The following is a 20,204-nucleotide window of genomic DNA, read 5'->3' on the forward strand; positions in this document are numbered from 1 at the left end:
GGAAGGCACTCCCATCCGCCGAGCGCCCTTTCACGCACGACCCCAGGCCAAGGACCGGTCGCGCAGTCCCCCGCACCCCCTGGAAGGCACTCCCATCCGCCGCGTACAGCTTCGTACGCGGCCCCGGGCCCGTGGGACTTCTCGCGCAGTTCCCCGCACCCCCGAGATGCGCACTTCGTGCGCCATCTCAGCTCTCATGGAGTTGCGGCGAAGCCGCATGCTTCAGGGGCGCGGGGAACTGCGCGACCAGCCACGACGCACCCGCGGGCGCCGACGAGACATGAACCCGGCACACGGGTGTGCGGCCCCGCCGCGCCAGCCACCCGGCACCCGAGACCGCGCCCCGCCGCGCCGCGCCAGCCGCCCCGCAAACGAAAACGCGCCCCCGGCTAAGCCACCCGCGCCATGTCCCCGCGCCCCGTCCCGCCCCGCAAGACAACCCCCCGCACGAACCGTTCGACCTCCTCCACCGCGTACACGCCCAACCTCCGCACCTCGCTCCCCTGCGCCCCGGCGATATGCGGCGTCACCAGAACGTTGGGCAGCGTCAGCAACGGATGCCCGGCGGGCAACGGCTCCGGGTGCGTGACGTCCAGGTAGGCCGAGAGCCGCCCGGCCCCGCATTCGGCGGCCAGCGCCTCCGTGTCGAGCAGTGAGCCTCGCGCCGTGTTGATCACGACCCCGCCGTCCGGGATCAGTGCGAGCATTTCCGTACTCAACATGCCTTGTGTTTCCGGGAGTTGAGGCGCGTGCACGCTCACGATGCCGCTGCGCCGGCACAGCTCGGCGAGCCCGGCCTGTTCCACTCCGAGCCGCGCGGCCTCGGCCGCGTCGACGTACGGGTCGCACAACAGCACCCGGTACCCCGCGGAGTCGGCCCGCAGCGCCTCGATCACCCGGCGTCCGATGCGGGACGCCCCGATGATGCCGACGACGCGCGCGTCCGCACCGGTCCGTTCGGTGAACCCCGGCCACGCCGACGCGTACCCCGCGGCGGCGGAGAGCGCCCCCTTCGCCGCGAAGGTGATCGCGGCGAGGGTGTAGGCGACGACGGGCCCCGCGTTGGCGTCGGCGGCGGAGGAGACGAGCAACCCGCGTTCCCACACGGCGTCGGTGACGATCGGGCGGACCGATCCGGCGGCGTGCATGACGGCCCGCAGCCGGGGCGCGGCCGCGAGGACGCGGTCGGTGAGCGGCGGGCAGTCCCATCCGGTGACCAGGATCTCGGTCGCGGCCAGCACCTCCGCGGCGTCCGGCCCATCGAGCGCGCCGGTCAGCGGCGCCGCCGCCAACCGGGTGCTGCGGCCGAGCCGTTCCCGCAGGTCGGGCGGGAAGACCCGCTCCACCACCTGGGCGCCCATGGCCAGTGCCGCGGTTGGTCGGTGTGCCGTCACTCGGTCCCACCCCTCGTTGCAGAGACTCCGAGCCGAAGTCCGAAGCCCGGAGTCCTGTGCTGAACTCTGTAACCGGTTACTGAAGTGCATCAGGAGGCTAGGCACTTGAGGTGCCCAGGGTCAAGGCTGATCTGAGCCAAGGGGGTTGACCGTTCGTAGTAACCGTTTTAGATTCCGGCTCACCTTGTTCCAACGACGGAGGGGTTCCCGTGCCCACTGTGGCGAAGGAAAGGCCCGATACCGGGGCAGTGGAGCCCCCAGACGAGCCGCAAAACGGGTCAACTGACCCCACAATTCAGCGTGATACGAAGTGGAAACGGTTTCGGAGCAGCCGGACTCTTCTGCTGCTCATGGTTCCGGGCGTCGCCTACTTCCTGGTCTTCCACTACGGGGCCTTCGTCGGCAACGTCGTGGCGTTCAAGGAGTACGACCCGTTCGCCGGACTGTGGGGCAGCCCCTGGCTGGGCCTCGGCAACTTCAGCCGGATGTTCGGCGACCCGGACTTCTGGCACGCGACATGGAACACGCTCTACATCGCCGTACTGCAGCTGGTGTTCTACTTCCCGGTGCCGCTGGCGATCGCGCTGCTCCTGCACAGCCTGACGTCCGACCTGCTGCGCCGTTTCGTGCAGTCGGTCGTCTACCTGCCGCACTTCCTGTCGTGGGTGATCGTCGTCGCCCTGTTCCAGCAAGTCCTGTCCGACACGGGCCTGTTGAACAGCTTCCTCGGCGACTCCGGCCTGCACACCGTCGACATCATCGGCAACCCGGACGCCTACCGCCCGCTGGTCGTCGCCGAGGTGATCTGGAAGGACGCCGGCTGGGGCACGATCATCTTCCTGGCCGCCCTGATGCAGGTCGACGAGCAGCAGTACGAGGCCGCCGCCATCGACGGCGCCGGGCCCTGGCTCCGCTTCTGGCACGTCACCCTGCCCTCGATCCGCCCGATCGTCGTGCTGCTGTTGATCATGCGGCTCGGCGACATCCTCTCCGTCGGCTTCGAACAGATGCTGCTGCAACGGCAGTCGGTGGGCCCGGAGGTCGGCGAGGTCCTCGACACCTTCGTCTTCTGGCAGGGCATCATCGGCGGCGACATCGGCTACGCCACCGCTGCCGGGCTCTTCAAGGGCCTGATCGGCGCGGCCCTCGTGTTCGTCGCCAACCGCATCGCGCACAAGCTCGGCGAACAAGGGGTCTACAAGTGAGCAGGACGTCCACCGCCCCCGCCCGTCCCGCCTGGATGGAGAAGCCGAAACCCGCCACCAAGGCCGCCAAGGGCCTGGCCGTGATCGTGCTGCTGTGCCTGGTCCTCGTACCGTTCCTGGTGATCATCTCCACGTCGCTCGCCTCCAACAAGGAGGTGGTCGCCAACGGCGGCTGGGTGCTGTGGCCGACCGATCCGAGCCTGCGCGCGTACGAGAACATCCTCAGCGGCGGCATCGTCACGAAGGCGCTCGGCGTGAGCGTCGGCATCACCGTCATCGGCACGCTGCTCTCCCTGGCCTGCACCTCGTTCCTCGCCTACGCGCTCAGCCGCCCCGGGGTCTTCGGCGGCAAGCCGGTGCTGCTGCTGGTGCTGTTCACGTTCCTCTTCCCGCCCGGCATGATCCCCGCGTTCCTGCTGGTCAAGGGGCTCGGGATGCAGAACATGTACGCGGCGGTCATCGCCCCGTGCCTCATCAACGTCTTCAATCTGGTGGTGCTGCGCGGCTTCTTCCAGGGGATTCCCGAGGAGCTGTACGAGGCCGCGCGGCTCGACGGCGCCGGTGACTGGGCGACGTTCTGGCGGATCGCGCTGCCCCTGTCGAAGGCCGCGCTCGCCGTGGTCGGCCTCTTCTACGCGGTCAGCTACTGGAACTCCTGGTTCACCGCCTCCATCTACCTGGAGTCCGACCACTGGCCGCTGTCGCAAGTGCTGCGGACGTACGTCATCGGCGGCGCGCAGATCGCCGACACGGGGCTGAGCGAGGCCGGCATGGTCTCGGCGCCGCAGACGACACAGATGGCCGTCCTGGTGATCGCCGTGGTGCCGATCCTGCTGGTCTACCCCTTCCTCCAGAAGTACTTCACCAAGGGCGTGCTCACCGGCGCCATCAAGAGCTGAGCCACCGCCCCTCCCCTCGCTTGCCCTCAACTTCCTTTAGATGAAGGGTCCTTCACCATGTCCGCGAACATGTCGCGCCGCACCCTGCTGCGCTCCATCGCCGTCGGCGGCACCGCGATCGCCGTGCCGTCCCTGCTCACCGGCTGCTCGACCGGGAGCGGCGGGGGCGGGTCCGTCGGCAACAAGGGCACGAAGGCGGCGCCCTGGCCGACGTACGCCGCCGCGCTGGGCCCGGCGCCCGACCTCGCGCCGACCGCCGACGGCGTCCAGGCCGGCTTCCTCACGTACCCGGAGAAGCTGGTCGAGGCCGTCGCCGAGAAGCCCGGCACCGGCAAGGAGAAGATCCGGATCATCTCCATCACGTACGGCACACCGCCCAAGCCCGCCTCGCAGAACAAGTACTGGGCCGCCCTGAACAAGGCGCTCGGTGTCGAGGTCGAGTTCACGGTGGTGCCGGACGCCGACTTCCGCACCAAGATGGCCACGCTCATGGCCGGCGACGACCTGCCCGACATCATCGCGATCGGCGGCGGCTACACCCTGCCGCGCGAGGCCCAGTTCGTGAAGGAGCGGTGCGCCGACCTGACCGAGTACCTGTCGGGCGACGCCGCGAAGGACTATCCGCACCTCGCCGCCATCCCGACGTACGCCTGGGAAGGGATGGGCCGGATCGCCGGCCGGATCTACGGGGTTCCGGTGGAGCGGCCCAAGCCGCAGGACACCCTGTTCCTCAACCAGGAGGCCTTCAAGAAGGCCGGGTTCGAGCAGGGCATGTCGGCGGCGGACTTCGCGAAGGTCGCCAAGTCCGTGACGGGCCACCGCAAGTGGGGCCTTGGCGCCTCCACGACCAGCTACTTCGGTTACAAGACGCACGCCATCTGGCACGGCGCCCCGAACGAGTGGCGGATCGAGGGCAGCAAGGCCGACTACTTCGCCGGTACGGACGAGTTCAGGGCGTCCCTGGAGTACATGGCGAAGCTGCGCGCGTCCGGCGCGTACTACCCCGAGGCCACCTCCGTCTCCCAGGTCGACCTGAAGACGCAGTTCTACAACGGCACGGCCCTGTCGATGACCGACGGCTTCGGCGCGACGATCTCCAACGCGCAGGGCATCAAGGACGCGTACACCCTGGCCGTCGCGCAGCCCTACACCACCGGCGGCTCGCGGCAGTACCAGCAGAGCCGCGGCATGTTCGGCTACACGGCGCTGAAAAAGGCCTCCAAGGACCGCATCAAGCTGCTGCTGCGCGTCCTGGACTGGCTGTCCTCGCCGTTCGGCTCGCAGGAGTACGAGCTGCTGCACTACGGCATCGAGGGCACGCACTTCAAGCGCGACAAGGACAACAACCCGATCGCCACCGAACTGGGGCTCGTCGAGTCGAAGGACAACCTGCCGCTGGTCAAGGTCGCCGACGCGCCGCAGCCGCTGTACTACCCGGGCTACGCGGATCTCACCAAGCGAGTGCACGCCTGGCAGCAGAAGGTCGTCCCGATGATGGTGCCCAACGACCGGTGGGGCCTGCAGTCCGACACGTTCAACCGGCAGGGCGCCACGCTCGACCAGATCATCAACGACGGCGTGACCGCGGTGGTGACCGGCCGCAAGAAGCTCTCCGACTGGGACGGCATCTACAAGAAGTGGCTCGCCCAGGGCGGGAAGAAGGCCCTGGACGAGTTCGGTGAGGAGTACGCGGCGGCCCACTGACCCGGCTGACCGAGGGCGACGGCGCAGGCGATGATGGTGCGGGGCCCGAGGAGGTTCCGCACCATCGGACTTTGAAGGAGTCAGAGTGGGCGACCGGGCGACGATCCGCGACGTGGCCGCGCGCGCGGGGGTCTCGGTGGCGACCGTGTCACGGGTCCTGGCGGGCAACTACCCGACGTCGGCCGCCTCGCGCGCGAAGGTGCTGCGCGCGGCCAAGGACCTGGACTACGTGGCCAACGCGCACGCGCGCGCGTTGGCGGGCGCCGGCCGCAAGACCATCGCCGTGCTGATGCTCGACGTGGTGAGTTCGTTCTACGCGGCCATCGCGCAGGGCGTCGAGAAGGAGGCCGCCCAGCACGACCGGCTCACCCTGGTCGCGTCGACCGGCGCGGACCCGGCCCGGGAGCTGGCGCTGGTGCAGATGATGCGCGAGCAGGCGGCGGAGGCGGTCGTCCTGGTCGGCGGGGTCGTCGAGGACGCCGCGTACCGGGAGCGGATGGCCCAGTACGCGCAGTCCCTCGCGGCCGCCGGTTCGCGTCTGGTGCTGTGCGGCCGGCCCGCGCCCGCGCCCGACGTGCCCGCGGTCGTCGTGGAGTACGACAACGAGGCGGGCGCCCACGCGATCACCAGCCATCTGCTGGGCGCGGGCCACCGCAGGATCGCGCTGATCGGCTACCAGCCGGGCAACACGACGGGCGAGGACCGGGTGCGCGGCTATCTGCGGGCCCTGGAGAACCACGGCGTCCCGAAGGCGGACGCGCTGCTGCACGGGATCGGCTTCGGCCAGATCGCCGGCGACGAGGCGATCCGCGACCTGCTCGACAAGTGCGACGGCAGACCGGACTTCACGGCGGTGTTCGCGGGCGACGACCGGGTGGCCGCCGCCGTGGTGAAGGCGCTCGGGGAGTACGGGCTGCGCGTCCCGGAGGACATCTCGGTGGTCGGCTACAACGACGACCCGGTGGCCACCGACATGACGCCGGGCCTGACCACCGTGCACATCCCCGGCGAGGAACTGGGGCGCACGGCGGTCCGGCTCGCCCTCGGCGGCACGGGCCGGAGCGGGCAGCAGCGCCAGCTCCTCGGCACGCACATAGTGATCCGCGACAGCGTGCGCCGCCTCACGCCGTAGCCGTATACCGGGTGGGGGTAGGGTGCGGTCCATGGCGACGACGAAGGGCCGCACCGGCCGCGGACAGCTGCTGCTGTTCGTGGCGCTGCTCTTCGGGATCGTGGGGATGCACACGCTGGGGCATCCGACGGGGCACGTGGCCGGGGACATGAGGCCGATGGCGTCCCACGCGGCGCCGATGCCGGAACACACCGGCGTCCAGGTGCGCGCACCCGAGCACCGCTCCCCCGGCGACAGCGGCATGGACCCGCTGAGCGTGTGCCTGGCCGTGCTGGGTTCGTTCACGCTGCTGTTGCTTACAGCGGCGGTACTGCGACCCCTGATCACCGGCCCGTCCGCACAGGCCCTGCGCGGCCTGACGCACGCGCACCGCCCCAACCCTCCCCCACCACGCACCTTGCTGTCCCGCCTGTCGGTGCTGCGCATCTAGGGCCTGTCCTCACCGGCTGCTTCGCGCTGCCCGGAATCCGACCGGGGAACCCGACCGGTGGGAACCCGATCGGGTCGAGCGGTGTATCAGAAGCAGCAGATGAGTTCGCCCACTGCACACAGCACGACACCGACACAGAGGTGCACTCAGTCATGCCCGACACACACGACGCACACGACCCACGCCGCCCACGCGGCCCACGTCGGCTGCCCGCCTCATCCCCTTCCCGGCGCACCCTGCTCGGCGCGTCGATCGCCTTTGCCGGCACGGGAGTTCTGTCCGCCTGCTCGGGAGCGGGTTCGGATTCCGGCTCCGGGCACGGCGGTCACGGCGCGGGCGGCGGCGGGCCCGAGGGGTTCGTCGACCCGGCGGGCAGGGAGGTCGCCGCCGCCGAGCGCGAGCGCGGCTCTGGCCCGGTCCGCGCGATGCGGCTGACGGCCGCCGCGACCCCGCTGGATCTGGGCGGCCGCACCGTCAGGTCCTGGTCGTACGGGGGCGATCTGCCCGGCAAGGAGCTCCGCGCGACCGCAGGGGACACGCTCGCCCTGATCCTGGCCAACCATCTCCCCCAGGCCACGTCCCTGCACTGGCACGGCCTCGCCCTGCGCAATGACATGGACGGCGTCCCTGGCCTCACCCAGAAGCCGATCGCTCCCGGCGCCGATTTCACCTACCGCTTCACGGTGTCGCACCCGGGCACGTACTGGGTCCATCCGCACTCGGGCACGCAGCAGGACCGCGGCCTGTACGCACCGCTGATCGTGGACGACCCCAAGGAACCGCTGTCGTACGACAAGGAGTGGGTGATCGTCCTCGACGACTGGCTCGACGGGGTGGAGGGCTCGACCCCGGACGCGGTCCTGGCCGAACTGCGTGCCGGCATGGACCACTCGGCCGGCCCGGGATCCATGGGCGACACCGGCGGCATCGGCGACGCGGGCGGCTCGGGGCACTCCGGCCACGACATGCCGGGGATGAGCGGCATGGCGATGACGGAGACCACCGCGCCCTCGGCGGCCGCCGGTCCGTCCCGGATGATGATGGGCGCCCGGAGCGAGCTGCTCGGCGGCGACGCGGGCGATGTGGCGTACCCGCACTACGTGGTCAACGGGCGTACGCCACAGGCCCCTTCGTCCTTCAGGGCCCGCCCGGGTGACCGTATCCGCCTGCGGATCATCAACGCGGGCGGGGACACCGCCTTCCGCGTCGCGCTCGGCGGACATGAGATGACGGTGACGCACACGGACGGCTCCCCGGTGCGGCACGCGACGACGGACGCGCTGCTGCTCGGCATGGGTGAGCGGTACGACGTGCTGGTCACGGCGGGCGACGGCGTCTTCCCACTGACGGCGCTCGCGGAGGGCAAGAAGGCCTCGGCGCTCGCGGTGCTGCGCACAGGCGCGGGGGCGGCACCCGCCGCCACGGCCCGCCCCAGGGAGCTGGACGGCCGCCTGCTGACGGCGGACAGGCTCAGAGCGGACGCCTCAGTCGCTTTGTCGTCCCGCGAGCCGGACCGCACGATCAGGCTCCAACTGACGGGATCCATGGCCGCGTACGACTGGGCCTTCGACAAGAAGCCGTACTCAGCGGACCGGCGCCACCCGGTCCGCGCGGGCGAGCGCGTCCGGCTCGTCTTCGCCAACTCGACCGCGATGTGGCACCCGGTGCATCTGCACGGCCACACGTTCGCCCTGGCGAACGTGGCGGGCGGCCCCCGCAAGGACACGGCGATCGTGCTGCCGAACGGGACGCTGACGGTGGACTTCGACGCGGACAACCCGGGCCTGTGGATGATCCACTGCCACAACGTCTATCACGCGGAGGCAGGGATGATGACGGTGCTCGGCTACCGCGCCTGACCCGAGGGCCGGGCCACGGCCACCCGGCCCGGCCACCCGCCCCGGGGCCGTCACCGCCGGGCCGGCTCCGCCTCGCTCGGGACGTGCGCCGCGACCAGGCGGCCCGGGGCGGAGCCGGTCGTGCCGCGGCGGCGGTCCACGGCGTACGCGAGTGCGGCCACGGCGAGGCCGAGGACGGCCAGGACCGCGCCGGTCAGGGCCGGGGACGTGACGCCCAGGCCCGCGGCGAGGGCGAGGCCGCCGATCCAGGCGCCGCCCGCGTTGGCCAGGTTGAACGCGGCCTGGTTCGCGGACGAGGCGAGGGACGGCGCGGCGGACGCCTTCTCCATCACCATCAGCTGCAGCGGCGACCCGGTCGTGAAGGCGGCCATCCCGAGCAGCAGCACGGCGAGGGCCGCGCTCCACTCCGCGCGCATCAGCAGCGGGAAGAGGGCCAGGACCGCGACCAGGGAGGTGAGGCCGCCGAAGAGGGTGCCGCGCAGCGAGTGGTCGGCGAGGCGGCCGCCCAGCAGGTTCCCGATGGTGGCGCCGACGCCGAACAGGGCGAGCAGCAGTGTCACGCTCCCCTCGGCGAATCCGGCGGCGTCGGTGAGCATCGGCGTGATGTAGCTGTAGGCCGAGAAGAGGGCGCCGAACCCGGCGACGGTCGTGCCGAGCGCGAGCCATACGGGTACCGAGCCGAGCGCCCGGAGTTCGCTGCGGACGCCCACCGTCGCACCGTGGCCGTGGTCGGCGGGGACGAGCGCCGCGAGGGCGGCGATCGCCGCGAGGCCGATGGCGCTGACCGCGAGGAAGGTGGCGCGCCAGCCGAGTTGCTGCCCCATGGCGGTGGCGACGGGGACGCCGACGATGTTGGCGACGGTCAGGCCGAGGAACATCAGCGACACGGAGCGGGCCTTGCGCTCGGGTGCCACCAGGGAGGTGGCGACGACGGCGCCGACGCCGAAGAAGGCGCCGTGCGGCAGGCCGCTGACGAAGCGGGCGAGCATCAGGGAGTGGTAGTCGGGGGCCACGGCCGACACCGCGTTGCCGACGACGAAGAGCACCATCAGGCCGATCAGGACCCGGCGCCGCGGCATGCGTGCGGTGATCGCGGCGAGTACGGGGGCGCCGATGACGACGCCGAGCGCGTACGCGGAGACGAGGTGTCCGGCGGCGGGGATCGAGATGTGCAGGTCGTCGGCGACGTTGGGCAGCAGGCCCATCATCACGAACTCGGTCGTGCCGATGCCGAAGGCGCCCACAGCGAGGGCGAGGAGGGCGAGGGGCATGAGGGATCGTCCAAAGAAAGTGGGTGCAGGGAGGGTGAGCCGCGTACGCAAGCCACGCGAGCCGGGCAGGTCGCGCCACGTAAGTTTACGTACGGAACAAACTCTCCCGCGCCAACTATTCCGTGAGGTTAAAGCCCCATGAAGCTCAGGGGACGGGCGGAGACGGGTGTCACAGGGCGAGGCGGGCCGCGATCGGCAGATGGTCGCTGCCGGTCTCGGGCAGCGTCCACGACGACACCGGCTCCACGCCCTTCACCATGATCTGGTCGATCCGGGCCATCGGGAACGCGGCCGGCCAGCTGAACCCGAAGCCGCTGCCCGCGGCGCCCTGGGTGGAGCGCAGCTGGGACGTGACGGCGGTGAGGGCGCGGTCGTTCATCGTGCCGTTCAGGTCACCGAGCAGGACGATTTTGCCGAGCGTCTCGTCGGAGATCGCCTCGCCCAGCGCGTTCGCGCTCTTGTCGCGCTGGCTGGCGGTGAACCCGGAGTCGAGCTTCACCCGCACCGACGGCATGTGCGCCACGTAGACGGCGACCTTGCCCTCGGGCGTCGCGACGGTGGCGCGCATCGCCCGGGTCCAGCCCAGCTTGATGTCGACGGGCCGGGTCGCCGAGAGCGGGTACTTGCTCCACAGCCCGACGGTGCCCTGCACCGAGTGGTGCGGGTACTTCGCCGCGAGCGCCTTCTCGTACGTCGGCAGTGCCTGGGGCGTCAGTTCCTCCAGGGCGACGACCTGCGCGCCGGACGCGGCGACGGCCTTCGCGGTCTCGGTCGGGTCGGGGTTGTCGGCGTTCACGTTGTGGGTGGCGACGGTGAGGTCACCGCCGCCGGCCTGCTTGTCGGTGAGCAGACCGCCGAAGACGCTGAACCAGACGATCGTCGGGATCAGCAGCGCGACCAGGGCCGTCGCCGACTTCCGTACGAAGGCCAGGATCAGCAGCAGCGGGATGAACAGGCCGAGCCACGGCAGGAACGTCTCGGTCAGGGAGCCGAGGTTGCCGATGGTGTTGGGAATCTGTGCGTGCAGCAGCATGACGAGTGCGAGCAGCACCGCGAGTACCGCGAGTACGATGCCGCGGCGCCACAGCCCGCGGTCCTGGCGGAGCCTGCGCCCCAGGCGTCGGAGTCTGGCACCCGGTCCGGTGTGCCCGGATCCGTCGCCGTCTCCCGTGCTGTGCGCCTGCGCCATACCGTCGTCGCCTCACTGCCGTGCCCGCCGTCCCCCTGCCCGAAAACCCTAGGGGATGTTCGGCGGCTTTCTGTCCCGTCACGCCCAGGCCGGGCGGGTCTGTGACGTCCGTACCGTCACGAGGACGTGCGAGGCGGCGTCCGAAGTTCCGAACAAGGCGCTTTGATGGGCTTTCTGTGACGAAACGCGCACAATCAGCCGTCGCTCCCGGTCCGCAGTCCGGCGAGCGCGAGATCGACGATCCGCTCGGCCAGATCGTCGGTGAGGGGCAGGTCGCTGCGCATGATGCTGCGCAGCAGCATGGGCCCGGTCACGAGGTCGTTGGCGAGTTCGATGTCGGTGCCGGCCGGCAGTTCCCCGTCGGCGACGCCGCGCCGCAGCACGTCGTGCATGACGCGCCGGCGCGGGTCGATGACGATCTCGTGGTACGCGTTCCAGAGCTTGGGCAGGGTCTTCATCTGTGCGAAGACGTTGTGCAGGAGGACCGACCTGCGCATGCTCAGGCCGCGCCGGCGCAGATGCTCCAGGAGGCAGACCAGGTCGTCGCGCATGGAGGTGCCGGGCAGTTCGGGGTCGGGCGCCTCCATGGAGCGCAGTACGTCGACGAACAGTTCCTCCTTGCCGCTCCAGCGCCGGTAGATGGTGGCCTTGCCGACGCCGGCGGTGCGGGCGATCCGCTCGATGGAGAGTTCGGCGAGCGGGATGCCCTCTTCGAGGAGGGCGACGACGCCCTCGACGATGGCCTGCTCGACGGCCTCGCTGCGGGGGCGGCCCCGGACAGGGGCCTCGCAGGCGGGTGGCGGCGTCGGGGAGCCCGGGGTCCTCTGCCGCCGCGCCTGTCCCTCGGCCCGTTCCGTGTCCACACCCTCCGCCTTCCGCCACGGCCCCGGAATCCGGCCGTCCGCCAGATCCCGGGGCGATTCTCTCAGCGCGTCCCGGCCGCCCGTCCGTGCGGTGCGCGGATCAGTGGTCCGCGCCGACCTTCTCGGGTTCGCCCGGCTGTCCGGCGGGCGCGGCCGGCACCTTGCCCGGCAGGAACAGGGCCGTGACGACGGCGCTGACCAGCGCGACGCCCGCGCCCCACAGGGCGGTGACGTGCATGGCGTGCAGGAACGCGCCGTTGGCCGCGTCGACCAGGCCGTGGGCGCGCGGCCCGAGCTTCTCGGCGACGCCGAGCGTGGCCTCGATCGAGGCGCCGGCGGTGTCCCGCAGGTTGGCGGGGAGCAGCCCGAGCTTGTCCGTGTGGCTTTCGAGTCCGCTGCGGTACGCGGTGGAGAGCACGGAGCCGAGGACGGCGATGCCGAGCGCGCCGCCGACCTGGCGGAAGGTGTTGCTGAGCGCGGACGCCGAACCGGCCTTCTCACGCGGCAGCGCCTGCATGATCACGACGCTGGTCGGCGTCATGACGTGCGCCATGCCCGTGCCCATGAGGAAGAAGATGACTTCCAGGAGCCAGATCGGGGTGTCCGCGTCGAGCGCGGTGAAGGCGGCGAGCATGCCCGCGAGCAGGACGAGTCCCCCGGTGGTGGTGGCCCGTACGCCGAGCTTGTCGACGACGATCCGGGCGCGCGGCGCGAAGATCAGCTGGGCCACGGCGAGCGGCAGCATCAGGGCGCCGGTCTGCAGCGGCGAGTATCCGCGCACGCTCTGGGTGTAGAAGACCGAGAAGAACGTGACGCCCATCAGCGCGAAGAAGACCAGCGCGATGGCGGCGATCGCGGCCGAGAACACCTTGTTCTTGAAGTAGTCGATGTCGATCGACGGGTGGTCGCTGCGCTTCTCGTAGACGACGAACCCGACGAGGACGACGAGTCCCGCGATGATGGTGGCGAGGACCTGGGGGCTGGTGAAGTCGCCCTCGTCGCCGCCCTTGATGATCCCGTAGACGAGCAGGACCAGGCCCACGACGGACAGGACGACACCGACGAGGTCGATCCGGCCCGGCTTCGGGTCCTTCGAGTCGGGCACGAGCGCGAGCATCAGGACGACGGCGATGATCACGATCGGCACGTTCACGAGGAACACCGAGCCCCACCAGAAGTGGTCGAGCAGCAGGCCGCCGGTGATCGGGCCGATGGCGATGGCGAGGCCGACGCCGCCGGCCCAGATGCCGATGGCCTTGGGCTGCTCCTCGCGCTCGAAGACGTTCATGAGCACGGCGAGGGTGGCCGGCATGACGAAGGCGGCGCCGAGGCCCATCACCGCGCGGAACGCGATGAGCTGCACGGGCGTGCCGGATTCGGCGGCGAGCGCCGAGCCGATGCCGAACACCACCAGACCACCGATGAGGACCTTCTTGCGGCCGATGCGGTCGCCGAGCAGGCCCGCGGTGAACAGCAGGCCCGCGAAGACGAGCGTGTAGGCGTTGATGGCCCACTCCAGCTCGCTCTGGGTGGCGCCGAGGCCGGTGGGTGCGGGCGTCGAGATCGTCTTGATCGCGACGTTCAGGATGGAGTTGTCGAGGACGACGATCAGCAGGCTCAGCATGAGCACGCCGAGGATCGCCCAGCGACGGCGGTGCACGGCCTCCGGTATACGGGGGGCCGCGGGGACGGCAGGAGTGGTCATACGGACGACCCTAGCCGCATTTCGATACGGGACCGTCTCGTATTGAAACCTGAGGGCAAAGCCTTACCGAGGCTTTACACGGAGGCTTTGCACGGGCGGGGCTCTGGCGCGGAAGCGGCACGCGGTGCCACCATGGAGACGATCCGGGGACGCCGTCAGGGCGCCTCGAGACGAATTGAAGGAGCCGTTGCGATGACGCAACTTCAGGCTGCCCAGAAGACCACCGACAGCAGCAACCCCAAGGCGCTGTACGGGGGCAAGGGCACCCGCCGCATCACCGTCCGGGACATCTCCCTCGCCAAGGAGCGGGGCGAGAAGTGGCCGATGCTGACCGCGTACGACGCGATGACGGCATCGGTCTTCGACGAGGCCGGCATCCCCGTGATGCTGGTCGGCGACTCGGCGGGCAACTGTCACCTCGGGTACGACACCACGGTCCCGGTCACCCTGGACCAGCTCACCATGCTCTCGGCCGCGGTCGTCCGTGGCACCAGCCGCGCGCTGATCGTCGGCGACCTGCCCTTCGGCTCCTACCAGGAGGGCCCGGTGCAGGCGCTGCGCTCGGCGATGCGGCTGGTGAAGGAGGCGGGTGCCGGCGCCGTCAAGCTGGAGGGCGGCGAGCGCTCCCACGAGCAGATCAAGCTCCTGGTCGACGCCGGCATCCCGGTCATGGCCCACATCGGCCTGACCCCGCAGTCCGTCAACACGCAGGGCTACCGGGTGCAGGGGCGCGGCGAGGAGGCGGCGCAGCAGCTGCTGCGCGACGCGAAGGCGGTGCAGGACGCGGGCGCGTTCGCGGTGGTCCTCGAACTGGTCCCGGCGGAGCTGGCCGCGGAGGTCACGCGCGTCCTGCACATCCCGACGGTCGGCATCGGCGCGGGCCCGGAGACGGACGCCCAGGTCCTCGTCTGGACGGACGCGCTCGGGCTGACCGGAGGCAAGATGCCGCGCTTCGTGAAGCAGTACGCGAATCTGCGCTCTGTCATGTCCGATGCGGCCAAGGCGTTTGCGGAGGACGTGATCGGCGGAACGTTCCCTCTGGAGGAGCACTCCGTCCACTGAGCCCCCGTCGGCGATCTCGACCGATCCCGACCGATCTCCACTGAGCCATCGCGGCACCAACGCGGCCCGTCGATCTTCCCCCGTCGACGGGCCGCGGCCGTTTTCCCGCACGAGCCGACCCGTGCCGATCCAATCTGTCGGCGATATATCGGCGTACGGTCGAACCTGTCGGTCGTCTGTCGGTGACTTGTCGGTGGCGGCTGGCATCTTGATGGGCATGACGCGAATCGACAAGAACCCCGGCAACAGCGTGGGCGGCCGTCCGGTGGCCGTGTCCGTGCGGGGGCTGGTCAAGCACTACGGCGCGACCAAGGCCCTGGACGGTGTGGACCTGGACGTGCACGAGGGCACCGTGATGGGTGTACTCGGCCCGAACGGCGCCGGCAAGACCACCCTCGTCCGCTGCCTCTCCACCCTGATCGTCCCCGACTCCGGCACCGCGGTCGTGGCCGGCTACGACGCCGTGCGCCAGCCCCGCCAACTGCGCCGCGTGATAGGACTCACCGGCCAGTACGCCTCGGTCGACGAGAAACTCTCCGGGCGCGAGAACCTGTACATGATCGGGCGGCTGCTCGACCTGTCCAGGAAGGACTCCCGCACCCGCGCCGACGCGCTCCTGGAGCGGTTCTCGCTCACCGACGCCGCGACCCGGCCCGCGAAGACGTACTCCGGCGGCATGCGCCGCCGTCTCGACCTCGCGGCGTCGATGATCGGCAGCCCGCACGTCCTCTACCTGGACGAGCCGACGACCGGCCTCGACCCCCGTACCCGCAACGAGGTGTGGGACGAGGTCCAGCGGATGGTGCGGGACGGCGTGACCGTGCTGCTCACCACCCAGTACATGGAGGAGGCCGAGCGGCTGGCCTCCGAGCTCACCGTCATCGACCGCGGCCAGGTCATCGCGGGCGGCGGCATCGAGGAGCTGAAGGCCAAGGTCGGCGGCCGCACCCTGCGCATCCGCCCGGCCGACCCGCTGGAGCTGCGCCCGCTCGCGGCCGCCCTCGACGACATGGGCCTGACCGGCCTCGCCACGGCCACCGTCGACGCCGAGTCCGGCACCGTGCTGGTGCCGATCCTCAGCGACGAGCAGCTCACCGCCGTGGTCGGCGCGGTCACCGCGCGCGGCATCACGATCGGCTCGATCGCCACCGAACTGCCCAGCCTGGACGAGGTGTTCCTCTCCATCACCGGCGAGAAGGCGTCCGCACCGCAGGACGCCCGCCCCGAACTCGAGGAGGTCGCCGTATGAGCGCCACCACCGTCTCCCCCTCGACCGTCCCCACCATCAAGGTCGACGCCGACCCCCGGATCGGGCTCCGCGGCCACCTGCGCCACACCGGCGCGCTCGTCCGCCGCAACCTGCTGTGGATCAAGCAGGACCCGGAGTCGATGTTCGACGCCGTGCTGATGCCGGTCGTCTTCACGCTGCTGTTCGTGTACGTCTTCGGCGGCTCGATCGGCCAGTCGCTCGGCGGCGGTCAGCAGCAGTACGTGCAGTACGTGATTCCCGGCATGGTCGCGATGATGAGCATGAACATCGCGCAGGGCGTCGGCACGGGCTTCAACGAGGACTTCAACAAGGGCATCATGGACCGCTTCCGGTCCCTGCCCATCGGGCGGGCCTCGGTCCTGATCGCCAAGATCTCGGTGGAACTGCTGCGCCTGCTGATCGCCACGACGGTCCTCATGATCGTCGCGCTCCTCGTCGGCTTCGACATCACCAACTGGGGCGGCCTGTTCGCCGCTGTCGGTCTGACCGTCCTCTTCGGCTCGGGCATCATGTGGATCTTCCTGGTCCTCGGTGTGACCATGAAGAACGCCCAGTCCGTGCAGGCGATGGGCTTCCTGGTGATGATGCCGCTGCAGTTCGGCTCGTCGATCTTCGCGCCGACCCAGTCGATGCCGGGCTGGCTCCAGGGCTTCACGAAGTACAACCCGATGTCCGGTCTCGCGGACGCGGCCCGTGGCCTGATGGTCGGCGGCCCGGTCGCCCACGGCCTGTGGGTGACGCTCGCCTGGACGGCGGGCCTGACGCTGGTCATGGCGCCGGTCGCGATCCGCAAGTTCACCAAGAAGAGCTGAGCCGGGGCCGGGACAGCCGGTCGGTTCGCGTCACAGCAGGGCGGTGGCCTCCTCCACGGAGAGGCCGCCGCCCTCGGCGTATGCCCGCTCGTAGGTCGCGTCGTCGAGCAGCGCCCGCACCACCGCCTCGGTGTCCGTCCGCCACTCGCGCTCCATCACGGCCCGGTGGTACAGGGAGGACAGCGAGGCGTCGGACGCGCCGATCAGCCGGGCGGCGAGCTCCACGTCACCGGGACGGCCGCGCTGCGCGAGCCCGCGCGCCACGGTGAGCAGGTGCAGCGCCGACAGGTTCGGCATGATCACGCCGGAGAGCGGGTCGCTCGCGAGTTCCAGGGCCCGCAGCGCCGCTGCGATGGCCTCCTCGGCATGTCCTTCGAGGGCGTCGAGCATCGCTTCCATACCGGTGGTCATGCCCTGGAAGAAGACGATGTCCGCGACCTTGAACTCGCCCCGCAGCGCGGCCAGTTGCTCACGCGCCTCGGCGGTGCGGCCCGTGCCCGCGAGCCGGCCGACGAGGAACATCCGGGCGGCGGGCCGGGCCTCGTTCGTGTGCCGGCGGCCGGACTCCAGGGCGTCGCGCAGCAACTGCTCACCGCGCTCACCAGCGCCCTGCTCGATGAAGACCTGGCCGAGCCTGATCTGGAGGATCGCGGCCTGGGAGTGGGCGCCCATGCTCTCGGCGACGGACCGGGCGCGGGTGTAGTCGGCGGCGGACTCGGTGTACCGGCCGAGCTTCTCGTGGGCCTCACCGCGCGCGGAGAGCGCCTCGGCGACGCCCCACTCGTCGCCGAGCCGGGTGAACAGGGCCAGCGACTCGTCGGCGTCCACGAGTCCGCGGACGGCCGTCTCCGCGCTGTTGGCCAGCACGTTGGCCCGCAGTTGCAGAACGAGCGCGAGTTCCCAGTCGTAGCCGAGGGCGCGGCAGGCGCGTACGGTCACGTCGGCGAGGCCGTACAACTTCTCGATCTGGCCGGTCAGCAGGACCGCGAAGTACCAGACGTTGCCCGGGGGGCGGCAGGCCTGCGGCAGATCGGCGCGGTAGGTCTCGCGGATGACGCGCAGCCTCGCCTGCCCCTCCGGCGACTGCCACTTGTCCATCTCCATGTCCATGTAGCCGAGGCGGGCGATGTGGACCTGGCGGCGGGCCTCGTCGAGCAGCTCGCCGGTGAACGGCGGCGGCACGTCGGTGCAGCGCTCGTACACCGGCGGCGCGGGGCGCACCGGCCCGTCGAACGGGTCGGGGCCCAGCTTGACGACCTCCCCCGTCCAGGCGCGGGCCTCGGTGCGCAGGTCCCGCATCTGCCAGAACCAGGCCAGGGACAGCACGAGGCTGATGGCCTCCTGCTCGTCCCGCTGCGCGACGGCGCGACGCAGGGCGGAGCGCAGGTTCTCGTAGTCGCCCTCCAGGCGGGCGACGGCCGCGCGCTGTCCGTGACCGCGCAGCAACGGGTCGGTGGTGCGGGCGAGTTCACGGAAGTACGTGAGGTGGGCGCGTTCGGCGTCCGCGCGGTCCCCGGCCTCGTCCAGGCGCTCGCCGGCGTACTCGCCGACCGTCTCCAGGAGCCGGTAGCGCATCGCCCCGTCCTCCCCGTCGGGCGCGGCGACGACGAGCGACTTGTCGACGAGCGAGGCGAGGGCTTCCAGGGTGTCGGGGCCGCACACGGCCTCGGCGGCGGCCAGGTCGCAGCCGCCGCTGAACACGGACAGATGGGCGAGGACGGCGCGCTCGGGGGCGTCGAGCAGGTCCCAGGACCAGTCGACGACGGCGCGCAGCGTCTGCTGGCGGGGCAGGGCGGTGCGGGCGCCGGAGGTGAGCAGCCGGAACCGGTCGTCGAGCCGGTCGGCGATCTGGCGCGGGGTGAGCATCCGCAGCCGGGCGGCGGCCAGCTCGATGGCGAGCGGCAGCCCGTCGAGGCGGCGGCAGATCTCGGCGACGGCCTCCGTGGTCTCGGCGGACTGTTCGACGGTGAAACCGGGCCGCACGGCGGCGCCCCGCTCGCCGAAGAGCCGCAGCGCGTACGGCTCGGGCAGCGGCTCCACCGGGTACAGCGACTCCCCCGGTACGCCGAGGGGTTCACGGCTGGTGGCGAGGACGGTGACGCCGGGGCAGCGGGCCAGCAGGTCCTCGGCGAGGGCGGCCGCGGCGCCGATGACGTGCTCGCAGTTGTCGAGGATGACCAGCATGCGGCGGTCCGCGCAGTGCTCGGCGAGCCGGACGAGCGGATCGTCGCCGTGCCGCTCGCTCGCGGCGCGCAGCTCCTCGGCGCCCGCGCCGCGCAGTACCGTCTCGCGCGCACCGAGCGCGCTGACGACGGCTTCCGGCACGGCGTCCGGGTCGCTCACGGGGGCGAGCCCGACGAGCCAGACGCCGTCCGGCGCGGAGTCGGTCAGGCCCTCGGCCACCTCTTGCGAGAGGCGGGTCTTGCCGGCGCCGCCGGGGCCCAGCAGCGTGACCAGGCGGACCCTGCCGAGGTCGGCCCGGATGGCGTCGATGTCGCCGCCGCGGCCGACGAACGAGGTGAGGCGTGCGCGGAGGTTGCCCGGCGGCGGTGCGGGCCGTGCCCGGCCGGGGGCGTCGTCCGCCGGGAGGGCGACGGGATCCAGCAAATCCTCGTACAGGGCACGGAGTTCGGGCCCCGGGTCGGTACCGAGCCGGTCGGCGAGGGCGACGCGTATGTCCTGGTAGGCGGCGAGCGCCTGGGCGGCCCGGCCGGTGTCGCGCAGGGCCCGCAGCCGCAGCGCCTGGAGCGGCTCGTCCAGCGGGTGCGCGTCGCACAGGGCGGTCAGCTCCGCCAGCGTCTCCTCGGCCCGGCCCAGGGCGAGGCGGGCGGCGAGCCGGGTGCGGCGCGCGTCCAGGTGGCGGGTGTCCCAGCGGGCGGCGTCGGCGGCGCGGTCGGGCAGGTCGGCGAGGGCGGGCCCGCGCCACAGGGCGAGCGCCTCGTCCAGCACCTCGGCGGCCTTGGCCGGGTTGCCGTCGGCGAAGGCGCGGGCGCCGTCGGCGGTGAGCCGCTCGAAACGGAACAGGTCGATCTCCTCGGCCGACGCGGCGAGCCGGTACCCGCCGTCGGCGGAGGCGATCGCCCCGGGGCCCAGGACCCGGCGCAGCCGCCCGACGAGGGCCTGCAGCGCGCCGGGCGCGTCGGCGGGCGGATCGGCGCCCCACACCTCGTCGACGAGCACGCCCGCCGGTACGGCCCGGCCCGGCCGCAGGGCCAGCACCGTGAGCAGGGCGCGCAGCCGCGCCCCGCCGACGGGGACGGCCGTGCCGTCGTCGCGGAGTGCCTGAGTGGTGCCGAGGATGCGGTAGCGCACGGCCCTATTGTCACCGCTGTCCCGTGGGCGGGGCACCAAGAACGGCACGGCCGCGGGAACGGCGGCCGGCGGCGCCCGGAACTCCCGCCACATCCCG

The 20,204-nt window shown here is 71.4% G+C and carries 15 protein-coding genes; 9 read left to right on the forward strand and 6 right to left on the reverse strand.

All coding sequences use genetic code 11. The features are described 5' to 3' along the window. Nucleotides 1-389: 389 nt before the first annotated feature. The gene (locus tag AB0J02_RS00485) at nt 390-1,361 is read right to left on the reverse strand and encodes a hydroxyacid dehydrogenase (RefSeq protein ID WP_363191733.1); all 972 of its coding nucleotides are present in this window, start codon (nt 1,359-1,361) and stop codon (nt 390-392) included. A 383-nt stretch (nt 1,362-1,744) separates the two neighbouring features. Between AB0J02_RS00485 and AB0J02_RS00490 the strand changes: the two genes are divergently transcribed. The 6 genes from AB0J02_RS00490 (at nt 1,745) to AB0J02_RS00515 (ending at nt 8,623) form a co-directional block, all read left to right on the forward strand. Next, on the forward strand, nt 1,745-2,599 hold the full coding sequence (locus AB0J02_RS00490) for an ABC transporter permease subunit (protein ID WP_363191295.1): 855 nt from the start codon (nt 1,745-1,747) through the stop codon (nt 2,597-2,599). A 35-nt stretch (nt 2,600-2,634) separates the two neighbouring features. Further along, nucleotides 2,635-3,498 carry a carbohydrate ABC transporter permease gene (locus AB0J02_RS00495; RefSeq protein ID WP_363191734.1) on the forward strand — a complete coding sequence of 288 codons (864 nt, stop codon included), beginning with the start codon at nt 2,635-2,637 and terminating at the stop codon, nt 3,496-3,498. 57 nt (nt 3,499-3,555) lie between these two features. Beyond that, nucleotides 3,556-5,202 carry an extracellular solute-binding protein gene (locus AB0J02_RS00500; protein ID WP_363191296.1) on the forward strand — a complete coding sequence of 549 codons (1,647 nt, stop codon included), beginning with the start codon at nt 3,556-3,558 and terminating at the stop codon, nt 5,200-5,202. A gap of 85 nt (nt 5,203-5,287) precedes the next feature. Continuing rightward, nucleotides 5,288-6,334: a LacI family DNA-binding transcriptional regulator gene (locus AB0J02_RS00505; protein WP_363191297.1), complete on the forward strand. Its 1,047-nt coding sequence runs from the start codon at nt 5,288-5,290 to the stop codon at nt 6,332-6,334. Between the two features lie 31 nt (nt 6,335-6,365). Further along, complete coding sequence (locus AB0J02_RS00510) at nt 6,366-6,764, forward strand: DUF6153 family protein (RefSeq protein WP_363191298.1); 399 nt, start codon at nt 6,366-6,368, stop codon at nt 6,762-6,764. 152 nt (nt 6,765-6,916) lie between these two features. Next, a complete protein-coding gene (locus tag AB0J02_RS00515; protein ID WP_363191299.1) occupies nt 6,917-8,623 on the forward strand; it encodes a multicopper oxidase family protein in 1,707 nt (568 codons plus the stop codon). A gap of 50 nt (nt 8,624-8,673) precedes the next feature. Here AB0J02_RS00515 and AB0J02_RS00520 read toward each other — a convergent pair whose 3' ends face one another. The 4 genes from AB0J02_RS00520 to AB0J02_RS00535 form a co-directional block, all read right to left on the reverse strand. Then, nucleotides 8,674-9,894 carry an MFS transporter gene (locus AB0J02_RS00520; protein ID WP_363191300.1) on the reverse strand — a complete coding sequence of 407 codons (1,221 nt, stop codon included), beginning with the start codon at nt 9,892-9,894 and terminating at the stop codon, nt 8,674-8,676. Between the two features lie 169 nt (nt 9,895-10,063). Next, on the reverse strand, nt 10,064-11,083 hold the full coding sequence (locus AB0J02_RS00525; protein ID WP_363191301.1) for an endonuclease/exonuclease/phosphatase family protein: 1,020 nt from the start codon (nt 11,081-11,083) through the stop codon (nt 10,064-10,066). 194 nt (nt 11,084-11,277) lie between these two features. Next, a complete protein-coding gene (locus AB0J02_RS00530) occupies nt 11,278-11,946 on the reverse strand; it encodes a TetR/AcrR family transcriptional regulator (protein ID WP_363191302.1) in 669 nt (222 codons plus the stop codon). 100 nt (nt 11,947-12,046) lie between these two features. Further along, nucleotides 12,047-13,651: an MFS transporter gene (locus tag AB0J02_RS00535; protein ID WP_363191303.1), complete on the reverse strand. Its 1,605-nt coding sequence runs from the start codon at nt 13,649-13,651 to the stop codon at nt 12,047-12,049. Between the two features lie 192 nt (nt 13,652-13,843). On the opposite strand from AB0J02_RS00535, the gene panB reads away from it, so the two are divergent. The 3 genes from panB (at nt 13,844) to AB0J02_RS00550 (ending at nt 16,795) form a co-directional block, all read left to right on the forward strand. Beyond that, nucleotides 13,844-14,713, forward strand: coding sequence for a 3-methyl-2-oxobutanoate hydroxymethyltransferase (gene panB / locus AB0J02_RS00540; protein WP_363191304.1), 870 nt, complete (start codon nt 13,844-13,846; stop codon nt 14,711-14,713). A gap of 217 nt (nt 14,714-14,930) precedes the next feature. Next, nucleotides 14,931-15,962, forward strand: coding sequence for an ATP-binding cassette domain-containing protein (locus AB0J02_RS00545; RefSeq protein ID WP_363191305.1), 1,032 nt, complete (start codon nt 14,931-14,933; stop codon nt 15,960-15,962). Then, complete coding sequence (locus AB0J02_RS00550) at nt 15,959-16,795, forward strand: ABC transporter permease (RefSeq protein ID WP_363191306.1); 837 nt, start codon at nt 15,959-15,961, stop codon at nt 16,793-16,795. The genes AB0J02_RS00545 and AB0J02_RS00550 overlap by 4 nt, the downstream gene beginning before the upstream one ends. A 30-nt stretch (nt 16,796-16,825) precedes the next feature. Here AB0J02_RS00550 and AB0J02_RS00555 read toward each other — a convergent pair whose 3' ends face one another. Further along, nucleotides 16,826-20,107, reverse strand: a complete 3,282-nt coding sequence (locus AB0J02_RS00555) for a BTAD domain-containing putative transcriptional regulator (RefSeq protein ID WP_363191307.1) — start codon at nt 20,105-20,107, stop codon at nt 16,826-16,828. Nucleotides 20,108-20,204 lie beyond the last annotated feature (97 nt).

This window comes from Streptomyces sp. NPDC050264 (genome assembly GCF_040655895.1).
Lineage (GTDB): Bacteria > Actinomycetota > Actinomycetes > Streptomycetales > Streptomycetaceae > Streptomyces.